Below are 12,375 nucleotides of genomic sequence, written 5' to 3'. Positions count from 1 at the left end.
GGAAGCAGATGAAATATTATTGGCGAGATTTTCAAGTCATGACAGCTGATAAAATAGAGCAATGGGTGGAGAAAGTATCAAACCAATTCGGAAAAGAATACATGTTTACTTTTTAATGACAACTTAATCAAAAAAGTGATTTAAATATTTATCCTGTAGGAACTATTGAGGCAGTTCCTCATCGTCTTGCGAACAGGACAGAATATTCCTCACGATATTTTTATAAATATAATTCAGTAACAGGAATTTATCCCACCATATTGTCTTCTAAGGATAAAATTAATAATGGCCTTCAGGGCGGAGTGATTGTACAAAAAGTTCAAGCTGGCTCTCTAGCCAAAGGCGTTATTTTGCCGCAGGATATTATTATAAAAATGAATGATGATAATATTAATGATGTCAGTGCATTTGTTGAAAGTTCAAACTATTTAAGAGGAAACGTTGTAAAGTTTGAAATTCTGAGAAATGGACAGAAAATACCTTTAGAAATTAGTTTGAAACAATAATATTTGGCTGGAAGGTGGGACAATTGCACTTTTCATCCAATTTAAGTTTGGTGCTCTCTGAAAATATGTTTTTTCTTAAATTGATAAAAAGATCCGAATTGCAATAAACCCAAGCAAAACAGTTCAGAAATCCTCAACTTCCTGTCATACTACGCAGTCATCAAATGGATACTTTGAATAGAGGTAATGAGCGTGATTTCAGTAGGTATTGTCGGTGGTACAGGTTACACAGGTGTTGAATTACTGCGTATTTTACTGCGACACCCAAATGCGGAAGTGAAAGTTTTAACTTCGCGTACTGAAAATGGCCGCCGTGTGGATGATATGTTCCCAAGCTTGCGTGGACATACAGACCTTTGCTATTCAGATCTAAATATTGAAGAACTAAAACAATGTGACGTTGTATTTTTTGCGACGCCGCATGGTGTAGCAATGAAACACGCAGAAGAGTTAGTTGCTTCAAATACTAAAGTGATTGATCTTGCTGCTGATTTCCGTTTGCAAGACTTAGCTCAATTTGAAAAATGGTATGGCCTAGACCATGCATGTCCAGAGCTATTAAAAGATTCAGTTTATGGTTTGTCTGAATTAAACCGTGAAAAAATTCAAAAGGCTTCAGTGGTTGGTAACCCAGGTTGTTACCCAACAACTGTTCAGCTCGGTTTAGCGCCAGTATTAAAAGCTGAAGGATTAGTGAAACCTGAAAGCATTATTATTGATGCAAAATCAGGTGTGTCTGGTGCAGGTCGTAAAGCCAGCCTAGGTATGATCTATTCTGAAAATGCAGATAACTTTAAAGCTTATGGTGTAGCGGGTCACCGTCATCATCCTGAAATTGTAGAAGCCTTAGAAAATATTTCAGGTCAAAAAGGCGTATTTAACGAAATTTTATTCGTACCGCATTTGGTACCAATGATTCGTGGCATGCTGAGCACAATCTACATTGATTTGACAGACGCAGGTGCTTCTGCTGATTTACAAAGCTTATATGAACAGTTCTATGCCAATGAGCAGTTTGTAGATGTGATGCCTGCAGGAAGCTCACCTGAAACACGTACTGTGCGTGGTGCGAACCAATTACGTATTGCGATTTGCAAACCTCAGCCGAAAAAATTAGTGATTTTGGTGGCTCAAGACAACTTGGTGAAAGGTGCTGCAGGTCAAGCCGTACAAAATATGAACTTGATGTTTAGTTTTGCTGAAAATGCAGGACTTCAAGGCATTGGTTTATTACCATAAGAAACGATTTAAAACTTCACACACATTTAAAACTGGATTTAAATGTGTGCCTTGAGTGAACTAAAAATAAGAGATGACGATGTCGAATACAGAATCTAATTTCAAGTCAGAACCTGAAAACAGTGAAAAAACGCCTTTTATGAAGACGAATATGCCACTGGCGATTGGTGCAGTTGTACTTGCATTGAGCAGCGGTTTGCTCGGATATAGTATCGGTCATCGTCAGGGCTTAACAGTGGTCGGTTATGATGCAGATGCAGAGCAACTTGTTGATGTGGTGCAAAAGCAAAAAACTGAATTAGCAGGGCTAAATAAAAGTTTGAATGCGGCAATCCAAGAGCGTGATGTCGCTGTAAGTAATTCAAATGATTTATATTTGGCTGTTAAAAAAGCACGTGATGATCAAGAATTAACGGGTAATTTAGGTGTTTTGTATCGTGAAGTATTGCGCCAACGTGGTGGTATGCCTCTTGCAGTACAACATTTAGCGATTAAACCATTACCTGAAAATGCGTATGAATACCAACTTGATCTCGTTCAAGTTAGCCCATCAAAAAGTAATGTATCTGGAGGCGTTGAGCTGCGCCTAATTAAGGGTACAGAAGTACTTGCAGTGCCTTTAGAAGACAAAAACTTTAACTTTAGCGAAAGTGAACGACTCACTGGACGTTGGACCATGCCTAAAGGCTTTAGTCCAGACTTTATTGAAGTGCGTTTAAGCGGTTCTAAACCCGTTATTCGCCGTTTTAGCTGGTCGAAAGGTCAGCCTGTTGAAAATCAATCTGCCTTCCTTTCAGAAATTCCTCAAACTGAAGCAAGTGCAAACTAAGTGTGAAACCTAAATCCTATGCGAATCAATAAGCGTCAAACGTGTTTATCTGACATTAAAAATTCATTTTACCAATCTGGTTTAGTGGACTGGCATCTAAACCCGACTCTCAGCCAAGGTACGCAGGATGATGGTGATTCAGACATTCAAGTATTGACTGCGCCACCTGAGTTAAAGCGTCCTCCTATGTATGCTGTCGTTTTAATGAACGATGATTACACCCCAATGGACTTTGTAATTGAAATTTTACAACAATACTTTGCTTTGAATCTTGACCAAGCCACTCAAGTAATGCTAACTGTACATTATGAAGGAAAGGGTGTTGCAGGGGTTTATCCGCGAGACATCGCAGAGACTAAAGCAAATCAGGTCAATAATTACGCTCGGTCGCAAAGTCATCCATTACTTTGTCAGATTGAGCCAAAAGATTAATAAGGGGATTACATGCTCAGTCGTCAATTAGAAGTATCACTACGTTTGGCTGTCAGCATGGCTCGTCAAAAGAGACATGAATTTTTGACGGTAGAACATTTATTATTGGCTTTACTGGATAATGATTCCGCTGTTAATGCATTGAAAGCATGTGGCGCAGACATTATTGTGCTTCGCAAAGAACTTGAAGAATACGTAGAACAACATACCCCTAAGCTTGGCGAAAATAGCGATCAAGCGCCACATCCTACAGAAAGTTTTGATCGTATTTTGCAGCGTGCAATTTTCCATGTGCAATCGAGTGGTAATGACCGCACTGTAGAAGGTGCAGACATTTTAGTTGCGATGTATTCAGAGCGTGATTCATTTGCGGTGTATTTACTTAAACGCCATCAAATCAACCGTTTGACATTAACGCAGTATTTGTCTCATGGCACACGTAAAGACGAAGTCCAAGCCGAAGAAGAAATCGAAGAGCTCGATGGTGAAAACACCACGTCTTCAAATTCTGGCCCATTAGAGCTATATACGACCAATCTGAATGTTGAAGCTCAAAAAGGCAAAACAGATCCACTGATTGGTCGTGAAAAAGAGATTGAACGTACAGCTCAAATTCTATGCCGTCGCCGTAAAAATAACCCACTTTTGGTGGGTGATCCGGGTGTAGGTAAAACTTCGATTGCTGAAGGTTTGGCTTGGCTCATTGTAAATGGCAAAGCTCCTAAACCGCTTGAAAATGCAGAAGTATTTAGTTTAGACATTGGTGCTTTAGTTGCAGGAACTAAATACCGTGGTGATTTTGAAAAGCGTTTAAAACAACTGTTAAATGCATTGAAGAAAAAGCCCGAAGCTATTTTATTTATTGATGAAATTCATATGATCATCGGTGCAGGCTCAAGTATGGGCAGCACGATGGATGCATCGAACCTCATCAAACCAGCTTTGGCGAATGGTACTTTACGTTGTATCGGTTCAACGACTTTCCAAGAATACCGTCAAGTTTTTGAAAAAGATCATGCATTATCTCGTCGTTTCCAAAAAATTGATGTCAATGAACCATCTATTTCAGAAACGATTGATATTCTGCGTGGCTTAAAAGGCAAATTTGAAGAATTCCATCATGTGAAATACGAAGATCAAGCGTTGGTTTCTGCGGTTGAACTATCAGCGAAATTTATCAATGATCGTTTCTTACCTGATAAAGCCATTGATGTGATTGATGAAGCTGGTGCGCAGCGTCGTTTAAAAGCTGAGCAAGATGATACAGTCATTTCAGTTGAAAACATTGAAGATATCGTTTCGAAAATTGCGCGTATTCCACCGAAAACTGTCTCTAAAGATGACAAGAGCGTTCTTGAAAATCTTGAGCGTGATCTGAAACGTGTGGTGTTTGGTCAAGATGAAGCGATTGAAGCGCTTGCATCGGCGATTAAATTATCTCGTGCAGGTCTTAAAGCACCAGATAAGCCAGTGGGTAATTTTGTCTTTGCGGGTCCTACAGGTGTGGGTAAAACTGAAGTCACTAAGCAATTGGCAAAATTATTAGGCGTTGAACTTGTACGTTTCGATATGTCGGAATACATGGAACGTCATGCCGTATCTCGTTTAATTGGTGCGCCTCCGGGTTATGTAGGTTTTGATCAAGGTGGTTTGTTGACCGACGCGATTCATAAAAATCCGCATTGCGTACTTTTACTAGACGAAATTGAGAAAGCGCATCCAGATGTCTTTAATTTGTTATTACAAATTATGGATCATGGTTCATTAACGGATAACAATGGTCGTAAGTCTGACTTCCGTAACGTCGTGTTAGTGCTGACTACCAATATTGGTGCAGAATCAATTTCACGTGTGAGCATTGGTTTCATGGATCAAGATAACAGTAATGATAACCAAGACGCGATGAAAAAAGCCTTCTCTCCGGAGTTCCGTAACCGCTTAGATGGTGTTATTCAATTTAAAGCATTGCCAACAACTGTCATTGAAAGTGTGGTTGATAAGTTTTTAACAGAGCTTCAGGCACAGTTAGATGACAAAAAAGTGGTTCTTGAGGTTGACCAAGATGCACGCGAATGGATGGCAGAGCAAGGATACGATCGCTTGATGGGCGCTCGTCCAATGCAGCGTTTAATTCAAGAGCATTTGAAGAAACCGCTTGCTGAAATGATTTTGTTTGGCGAGCTTGCGGAACATGGCGGTAATGTTGGTGTTTCAGTGAAGAAAGAAAATGGCAAAGCTGTGGGCTTAAAACTCGAAGTGTTTGAAGACCAAACCGCTGAACCTGCTTAAGTAATTTAATTAACGAAAAACCCGTGCTTGCACGGGTTTTTTATATTTATTCGACGCTAGATTTGGGTTTCTCAATGATGGACATACCATTAACAAAAGTGCTGACCACATTTGGTTTATTTGCACTGACAGCATTGATGGAAATTTTAGGCTGTTACTTCCCATATTTGATTTTAAATCAGAAAAAATCGCAGTGGTTATGGATTCCAACAGCGCTTGCATTGGCTGCATTTGTTTGGTTATTGACGTTGCATCCAGCAGCTTCGGGTCGTATCTATGCAGCCTATGGCGGAATCTACATTTTCTCTGCATTGCTGTGGTTGCGTTTTGTCGATCACGTAGTTCTAACACGTTGGGATATGCTAGGTGGCGTCATTGTGTTGGTGGGCGCAGCTGTGATTGTATTACAGCCTCAAGGTTTAATTCGTTAAGTTAAACAATGCAAAAGTTAAACCAAGAGCTGTAAGAAATTAGATATTTATTTAAATTTGCACTCTGTATTTTTAATGATAATTTCGTATTGATTGCTACCCGAGCTTAGATCCATTTCAATTTTATATGGATTAACACGTTGAAATTGATGCTCGAATAGTAATTCACAGTTTTGGAGTGAATTATGCTTGATGAGTTGCTTCACCTTATGTTCACCGACTGATTGTTCAAATTGCGCAAAATCAGGGGTGGTGATAATACCATCAATTTCAATCTTATCCGCTTCAATTTCCATTTTTTCCATCAACATATTCTGATCAACTTGATAGGGAAGAGTGCGTGAATCTTCATCACTAATGGCAGCCAGTATTTCGTTTAAACCTGTTTTATTTTTAATTTTAAAATTGCTATCTAAAATCTGATTTTTCACCAAGTATTGATCTAATTCACTTGGTTCACCAGCAAAGCTAAAAGTAGATAAGCTCAATCCAAGAGCCAATAAGCAAATATTTCTTAAACGCATAATCTTAATCACTTATAAAAGTTATGGTTTTATTAAAGCATGCAAAAACAAAAAAAGCACCCGAAGGTGCTTTTTTATCTAAGTAAAACCTTAGTCTTTTTTAAGATTTTCGTTAATTAAGAATTCAACAAGTGCTTTTTGTGCATGTAAGCGATTTTCAGCTTCATCCCAAACCACAGCATTTTTGTGGTCAAGCATATTTTCAGAAATTTCTTCGCCACGATGCGCAGGTAAGCAGTGCATAAATAGGCAGTCAGCGTGAGCAAGATCCATCAGGCGTTCATTCACTTGATAATCAGCAAACGCTTTTTCACGAATTTTTTGCTCTTCTTCTTGGCCCATACTTGCCCAAACATCTGTAACGATTAAATCTGCATTAACTGCAGCATCTTCGGCAGAATCAACAAGTTCCACACAGTGTGCAAATTCAGATAAAAATTCTGCTTTAGGTTCATAGCCCTTAGGTGCAGCGATTTTTAATTTAAAGCCCCACATATGAGCCGCTTCAATATATGAGTTACACATATTGTTGCCATCACCAATCCAAGCAACCGTTTTACCTTCAATAGAACCACGGTGTTCAACAAATGTTTGAACATCGGCAAGTAATTGGCAAGGGTGGTGATCATCTGTTAATGCATTGATGACAGGAACTTTTGAATAAGAAGCAAAACGTTCAACAATGTCATGACCAAAAGTACGAATCATCACAATATCAAGCATGCTTGAAATCACACGTGCAGAATCTTCTACTGGCTCGCCACGACCTAATTGAGAGTCGCGAGATGAAAGGAAAATTGCGCTACCACCAAATTGGCTCATTCCTGCTTCAAACGATACACGTGTACGGGTGCTCGATTTCTCAAAAATCATGCCCATGACTTTACCAACGAAAGGTTGGAAAACTTCATTGTTATGCTGTTTGCGCTTGAGTTCGATACCGCGCTGTACAATTTGGTTAAGTTCTAAAGTCGATAAATCGCGTAAAGTTAGAAAGTGACGTAGAGCCATTGTTACTCCACAATAATTGCTGAATCAAAGAACAAAACAACAATTAGTTGTTGGTTGGTTAGAGAAAAAGGAATCGATTAATATACTATAAGAGAGGTAAATTGCAAAAAATCTAGCGCTTTTGGTGACCGTCTAGGAAACGATCGACGCAATAACTGATGTAATTGATTGTTTCTTGATCATTTTCATCAATGCTGATGCCCATGAGAACGCGCCATTCTAAATTACGCAGAATCCCAAAATAAAACTGAGCCGAAAACAGCGGGTTTTCACAATACAGCAAACCGTGTTGATGTGCTTGATATAAAATTTCGGCAACGGTGTTCTGAATTTGTTTCGGACCTTGCTCATGAATATAACGTGCTATTTCAGGATTACGTCCTGTTTGTTCTAAGACTAACCGCATAAATGCCGCATTTTCAGGCATCACGATATGCTGATGAAAGTCACTTAAAGTATTGATGAGATAAGCACGAATATCGGTGTCAGGGCTCACCGTAAATGGTAGGCAAATATCTTTGAAAAATAAGCAGCGACGATAGTCACAAATGGCCTTAAATAATCCGTCTTTATTACCAAAATATTTATAGATTGACGCTTTTGAACCACCTGCATGATTCACGATGTCATCTAATGAAACTGCATCAAAACCACGTTTTAAAAAAAGCTCCGTAGCACTTTCTAAAAGCGCAACACATCGTTCATGTCCGCGCCTCGTTTGTGGCTGGTCATGCGTTAGAGGTTCAATGTGTATTAAATCTTGCATAAAGTGATAATTTTTAACAAAAAAAGAGCTGATTTGACGATAATTATAGCAAAAAAATTAGTACTTTTCTGCTTTGCTTATAAATCAGAGATCTTTGACTAAAGAATAACAACAGATAGGTGACAAGTGAAATATTTGACTAAAGTTTTAGAGTTAATATTCTACAAAGCCATAGAGTTGGAAAAAAATATGGATATACTCAAACTTCGAAAATTAAAGTAAATGCCGTGGAAAGGAATATGACACAACAAACGTCTGCAGGCTTAAGATTTAGACAAGCATTGGAAGTAGAAAAACCATTACAAATCATTGGCACAGTAAATGCCTATGCAGCAATGATGGCAAAAGAAGTTGGCTATAAAGCCATATATTTATCTGGTGCAGGTGTTGCGAACTATTCTTATGGTTTACCTGACTTAGGCATGACCAGTTTAGACAATGTTTTGGAAGATGTTCGTCGTATTACTGAACGTGTAGATACGCCATTACTTGTCGATATCGATACAGGTTGGGGCGGTGCATTTAATATTGCCCGCAGTGTGAAGCAAATGATTGCAGCAGGTGCAGCAGCGGTTCATATTGAAGACCAAGTCGCACAAAAGCGTTGTGGTCACCGTCCGAACAAAGAAATCGTGTCACAACAAGAAATGGTTGACCGTATTAAAGCGGCTGTTGATGCAAAAACCGATTCAAACTTTGTGGTGATGGCGCGTACAGATGCATTACAAAAAGAAGGTTTGCAAGCAGTGATCGACCGTGCATGTGCCTGTGTAGAAGCAGGTGCAGATGCGATCTTTGCTGAAGCAATGACTGATATTACCATGTACAAAACTGTCTGCGATGCTGTTGGTGTCCCTGTACTGGCAAACATTACAGAGTTTGGTGATACCCCTTACTACACCAAAGAAGAACTAGGCGAGCAGGGTATTGCAATGGTGCTTTACCCATTATCACCAACACGTGCAATGCAAAAAGCGGCACTCGAAGTAATGCATGCGATCCGCAATGACGGTACACAAGTCAATGTACTGGATAAAATGCAACAACGAAAAGAACTCTATCAATTCCTCGATTATCACACTTTTGAAAACACCTTAGATAAATTGTTCACTGAAGGAAAATAAAAAATGGCTGAAGGAAAAGTACTCACGGGCGCAGGACTGCGCGGACAAGTAGCGGGTAAAACTGCACTTTCAACTGTAGGCAAAAGTGGTGCGGGCTTAACCTATCGTGGTTATGACGTTCAAGACTTGGCAGAAAACTGTCAGTTTGAAGAAGTCGCGTACCTGATTTTCTTTGGTGAATTGCCAACAACAGAACAACTAGCAGCATACAAAGCCAAACTCAAATCATTGCGTCAATTGCCGCAAGCATTGAAAGAAGTATTAGAACGTATTCCTGCTGACTCACACCCAATGGATGTGATGCGTACAGGCGTTTCAATGTTAGGTAACCTTGAAACTGAAAAATCATTCGATGAACAACAAGATGTTGCAGATCGTATTTTGGCAACGCTTCCTGCGATCATTTGCTACTGGTACCGTTTCAGCCATGATGGTGTACGTGTAGAAGAAAACACCGATGATGATTCAATCGGCGCTCAATTCCTACATTTACTGCGTGGCGAAAAACCAAATGAATTGCACGAGCAAGTGATGAACGTATCACTGATTTTGTATGCAGAGCATGAGTTTAACGCATCTACATTCACAGCGCGTGTATGTGCATCAACATTGTCAGATATGCATTCATGCATCACAGGTGCAATTGGTTCACTACGTGGCCCATTACATGGCGGTGCGAACGAAGCTGCGATGGAAATGATTGAAAACTGGACGTCTCCAGAAGAAGCTGAACGTGAAATGCTCGGCAAACTTGAGCGTAAAGAAAAGATCATGGGCTTTGGTCATGCGATCTATAAAGACAATGATCCACGTAATGGCATCATCAAAATTTGGTCTGAACGCCTAGCAAAAGACGTCGGTGATACTGTGCTTTATCCAGTATCAGTACGCTGTGAAGAAGTGATGTGGCGCGAGAAGAAATTGTTCTGTAATGCAGACTTCTTCCATGCATCTGCATACCATTTCATGGATATTGCAACCAAATTATTCACGCCAATCTTTGTGATGAGCCGTGTAACAGGTTGGGCAGCGCATGTGATGGAACAACGTGCGGACAACCGTATTATTCGCCCAAGCGCGGACTATACAGGCCCTGAACTGCGTAAAGTGGTGCCGATTGCAGAGCGTTCTGCGGCATAATTTTAAAGTGAAATAAAAAAGCCTCAAAAGAGGCTTTTTTATTATTTGTTAATTGAGTTAACAATCTATTTGGTTAATAAAACAGGATCTTCGACGCTATATCCCGTTTCAAATGGAATCCCTAGATATTTAACAGTCACTAAATAAAAAGGCTTTTGCACTACACGATAAGTTTTAGAGATTTTTAAACCTTCTTTATACGTCTCAGCCTTTTGTATGGCGCTTTTATACTGCGAATTTTTAATACGATATTGATAGGTCCATTTATCAATGGTTTCATTCGGGTCATACCAAGATTTTGCAGTGCCATTCATGGTCGTTAATAACTGTATTCGGGCATTATTGTTATTTACTGGTGTTAGTTTGGCTAAACGCTTTTTAATTTTCGCGATTTCTTTATCAAACTGGGCACTGTCTTGGTCGTAATCAATCCGTTTTGTCTTAGGATTAATATATAAAGACTTCACTGTAATTAATTGCGTCGGCTTTTGGCTATTTAATTGATAATAATATAATTGTGGTAAACGACCACGACCATCTTCAAAATGACGCATTAAATAGATTTTTTGGTCTTTTTTATCAAAACCTAAAACCTCAATGGTTTGAGGGCCGCCTACCGTCGCGAAAGCAGAGCAGGACAGTAGGGTGCTAATTGCGAATGCATTGAAATGACGTAGCTGCATTTTCTTGTCCTGATAAGTAAATTCCTCAATACAGTATGCGATGCAAAATGATATTTAAATATGAAGATTATGTATGTTTTATTCTGCATTTAAGATGTCTAATACACTGTGAGCAACATTTTCAGTTAACTGATCTAGGCGTTCTAAAGCCGTACCTAAAATAAAATAATGATAATTATAGATACGACGGTCATGTAAGATTGAAATATAAAATGTACCTTCGGGTTTTTCTACGGTTGCACTGCCACCAGGTTTGAGTAATCCAGTGCAGGCCACCACAAAGTCTGCATGTAAAAATAGTTGTTGTCCTTGCTCAGCCATCGCTTGAGTCACTTCTGCGGATTCGGCCGTAAATTTTTCTATTAGTAGAGGATCTACTTTTAAAATTTCACGCTTGATTGATGGATCATAGCTCACTAGTCCACCTAATAAGATATCTGCACCACTATTCTTATAAATTGAAAATTGACTACATAAATAACCAGAGCTTGCACTCTCGATAAACGCGATAGTCATGGATTTTTGTTCTAAAGCATCGCAACACTGTTTAAGCATGTGCTTACCCCAAAGTAGAATGGTGAATGATCATTAGTATTCTTAAAATTTTAGCATTGATTTCGCTCGCCTGTAATTTCACTAAAAGTCTAAGTTGGTACTGTGTGTTGTGGAATTCACGAAAATAGCGTGATTGTTTAGAAGCTGTACGAAAATATGAAATAAAGGTTTCTTCGGAAGGAAAACGATGTTAAAACTTAAAATAAAGAGCGTAACAAAAGTAGGTTTATTTCAATGAAAACGACTGTTAAATATGTAGTATTAAAAAGCCTAGACTATCAATTGGGCACGCCACTTTTTCAAGAAGAATTAGACGCAGATAGCCTGTATTTTGATCAAATTCCGGCTGTAATTCAGTATCAAAATCATCAATTCAAAGTGAAAAGCAAAGAGTTAAAGCGTGTTTATTTGGCGGAAGAAAATGAAGACATGCAAACCATTATTGTGAAAGTACTTGCCGTTTAATTTCGATCAATTTGTAGTATTAATAATACAGTTCTCATTGAGTTGGGAACTGTATTTTTGTATTTGCCTGATTCAAACTTTAGATAAGTCTAGATTCAAAAGGGATATGTATTTTTTAATGATCACTTGATCCATAGCTCTAGCTATTCGACCAACGGCTATTTAATCCCCGAGATATTATTGAGTATAATTTATTTGTTTTTTCATGGGGGAAGAAATAATAGATCTCTTTCATAAATCAAAAAACGATCTTATTTTTGGTTAATATTTGCACTCCGGATTTCTTAGCATTCGTGCATAATCTGCGGATGAAATACATCGATTCAAACAAGCTTTCTGATCCTCAGTTCAAGCGATACACAGGCATCTCATGGTCAACTT

At 38.9% G+C, this 12,375-nt stretch carries 14 protein-coding genes and 1 pseudogene; 10 read left to right on the top strand and 5 right to left on the bottom strand.

Features of this window, described 5'->3' with window-relative positions; translation table 11 throughout:
- The 7 genes and pseudogenes from FTT88_RS16080 to FTT88_RS16050 all read left to right on the top strand — a co-directional run.
- Positions 1-116: pseudogene (locus FTT88_RS16080) on the top strand (transposase); the annotation flags it as partial.
- A 144-nt stretch (positions 117-260) separates the two neighbouring features.
- A complete protein-coding gene (locus FTT88_RS16075) occupies positions 261-506 on the top strand; it encodes a PDZ domain-containing protein (protein ID WP_180005568.1) in 246 nt (81 codons plus the stop codon).
- A gap of 186 nt (positions 507-692) precedes the next feature.
- Positions 693-1,745 (top strand): N-acetyl-gamma-glutamyl-phosphate reductase, encoded by a 1,053-nt coding sequence (gene argC, locus FTT88_RS16070; RefSeq protein ID WP_180005567.1) that lies wholly within the window; start codon positions 693-695, stop codon positions 1,743-1,745.
- A gap of 79 nt (positions 1,746-1,824) precedes the next feature.
- Positions 1,825-2,574, top strand: coding sequence for a hypothetical protein (locus tag FTT88_RS16065; RefSeq protein ID WP_180005566.1), 750 nt, complete (start codon positions 1,825-1,827; stop codon positions 2,572-2,574).
- Positions 2,575-2,592: 18 nt separating this feature from the next.
- Entirely contained in the window at positions 2,593-3,006 is a 414-nt protein-coding gene (gene clpS / locus FTT88_RS16060; protein WP_180005565.1) for an ATP-dependent Clp protease adapter ClpS, read from the top strand.
- A gap of 12 nt (positions 3,007-3,018) precedes the next feature.
- Complete coding sequence (gene clpA, locus FTT88_RS16055) at positions 3,019-5,295, top strand: ATP-dependent Clp protease ATP-binding subunit ClpA (protein WP_180005564.1); 2,277 nt, start codon at positions 3,019-3,021, stop codon at positions 5,293-5,295.
- Between the two features lie 77 nt (positions 5,296-5,372).
- Positions 5,373-5,726, top strand: a complete 354-nt coding sequence (locus FTT88_RS16050; RefSeq protein ID WP_180005569.1) for a YnfA family protein — start codon at positions 5,373-5,375, stop codon at positions 5,724-5,726.
- A gap of 47 nt (positions 5,727-5,773) precedes the next feature.
- On the opposite strand, the gene FTT88_RS16045 is transcribed toward FTT88_RS16050, so the two are convergent.
- The 3 genes from FTT88_RS16045 to FTT88_RS16035 all read right to left on the bottom strand — a co-directional run bounded on the left by FTT88_RS16045 (position 5,774) and on the right by FTT88_RS16035 (position 8,027).
- Complete coding sequence (locus FTT88_RS16045; RefSeq protein ID WP_180005563.1) at positions 5,774-6,250, bottom strand: hypothetical protein; 477 nt, start codon at positions 6,248-6,250, stop codon at positions 5,774-5,776.
- A 90-nt stretch (positions 6,251-6,340) separates the two neighbouring features.
- On the bottom strand, positions 6,341-7,261 hold the full coding sequence (argF, locus tag FTT88_RS16040; protein WP_078193464.1) for an ornithine carbamoyltransferase: 921 nt from the start codon (positions 7,259-7,261) through the stop codon (positions 6,341-6,343).
- A 112-nt stretch (positions 7,262-7,373) separates the two neighbouring features.
- On the bottom strand, positions 7,374-8,027 hold the full coding sequence (locus tag FTT88_RS16035; RefSeq protein WP_180005562.1) for a TetR/AcrR family transcriptional regulator: 654 nt from the start codon (positions 8,025-8,027) through the stop codon (positions 7,374-7,376).
- Positions 8,028-8,266: 239 nt separating this feature from the next.
- On the opposite strand from FTT88_RS16035, the gene prpB reads away from it, so the two are divergent.
- Together prpB and prpC are read left to right on the top strand one after the other, a co-directional pair.
- On the top strand, positions 8,267-9,151 hold the full coding sequence (prpB, locus tag FTT88_RS16030; protein WP_180005561.1) for a methylisocitrate lyase: 885 nt from the start codon (positions 8,267-8,269) through the stop codon (positions 9,149-9,151).
- 3 nt (positions 9,152-9,154) lie between these two features.
- Entirely contained in the window at positions 9,155-10,291 is a 1,137-nt protein-coding gene (gene prpC, locus FTT88_RS16025) for a 2-methylcitrate synthase (RefSeq protein WP_180005560.1), read from the top strand.
- Between the two features lie 65 nt (positions 10,292-10,356).
- Here prpC and FTT88_RS16020 read toward each other — a convergent pair whose 3' ends face one another.
- The gene (locus FTT88_RS16020; protein WP_180005559.1) at positions 10,357-10,974 is read right to left on the bottom strand and encodes an aminotransferase; all 618 of its coding nucleotides are present in this window, start codon (positions 10,972-10,974) and stop codon (positions 10,357-10,359) included.
- Between the two features lie 78 nt (positions 10,975-11,052).
- Positions 11,053-11,529 carry a CinA family protein gene (locus tag FTT88_RS16015; RefSeq protein WP_180005558.1) on the bottom strand — a complete coding sequence of 159 codons (477 nt, stop codon included), beginning with the start codon at positions 11,527-11,529 and terminating at the stop codon, positions 11,053-11,055.
- A gap of 234 nt (positions 11,530-11,763) precedes the next feature.
- Here FTT88_RS16015 and FTT88_RS16010 point away from each other — a divergent pair, with 234 nt between their 5' ends.
- Positions 11,764-11,994 (top strand): hypothetical protein, encoded by a 231-nt coding sequence (locus FTT88_RS16010; protein ID WP_078190858.1) that lies wholly within the window; start codon positions 11,764-11,766, stop codon positions 11,992-11,994.
- The last annotated feature ends 381 nt before the right edge of the window (positions 11,995-12,375 follow it).

Source organism: Acinetobacter sp. YH01024 (genome assembly GCF_013420195.1).
GTDB lineage: Bacteria > Pseudomonadota > Gammaproteobacteria > Pseudomonadales > Moraxellaceae > Acinetobacter > Acinetobacter amyesii.
The sequence above is the reverse complement of the archived record's forward strand: the minus strand, read 5'-3'. Positions and strand labels throughout refer to the sequence as shown.

Coding starts and splice junctions, on each gene's coding strand:
- argC (WP_180005567.1), top strand. CDS start 693: ATGAGCGTGATTTCAGTAGGTATTGTCGGTGGTACAGGTTACACAGGT.
- FTT88_RS16065 (WP_180005566.1), top strand. CDS start 1,825: ATGTCGAATACAGAATCTAATTTCAAGTCAGAACCTGAAAACAGTGAA.
- clpS (WP_180005565.1), top strand. CDS start 2,593: ATGCGAATCAATAAGCGTCAAACGTGTTTATCTGACATTAAAAATTCA.
- clpA (WP_180005564.1), top strand. CDS start 3,019: ATGCTCAGTCGTCAATTAGAAGTATCACTACGTTTGGCTGTCAGCATG.
- FTT88_RS16050 (WP_180005569.1), top strand. CDS start 5,373: ATGGACATACCATTAACAAAAGTGCTGACCACATTTGGTTTATTTGCA.
- FTT88_RS16045 (WP_180005563.1), bottom strand. CDS start 6,250: ATGCGTTTAAGAAATATTTGCTTATTGGCTCTTGGATTGAGCTTATCT.
- argF (WP_078193464.1), bottom strand. CDS start 7,261: ATGGCTCTACGTCACTTTCTAACTTTACGCGATTTATCGACTTTAGAA.
- FTT88_RS16035 (WP_180005562.1), bottom strand. CDS start 8,027: ATGCAAGATTTAATACACATTGAACCTCTAACGCATGACCAGCCACAA.
- prpB (WP_180005561.1), top strand. CDS start 8,267: ATGACACAACAAACGTCTGCAGGCTTAAGATTTAGACAAGCATTGGAA.
- prpC (WP_180005560.1), top strand. CDS start 9,155: ATGGCTGAAGGAAAAGTACTCACGGGCGCAGGACTGCGCGGACAAGTA.
- FTT88_RS16020 (WP_180005559.1), bottom strand. CDS start 10,974: ATGCAGCTACGTCATTTCAATGCATTCGCAATTAGCACCCTACTGTCC.
- FTT88_RS16015 (WP_180005558.1), bottom strand. CDS start 11,529: ATGCTTAAACAGTGTTGCGATGCTTTAGAACAAAAATCCATGACTATC.
- FTT88_RS16010 (WP_078190858.1), top strand. CDS start 11,764: ATGAAAACGACTGTTAAATATGTAGTATTAAAAAGCCTAGACTATCAA.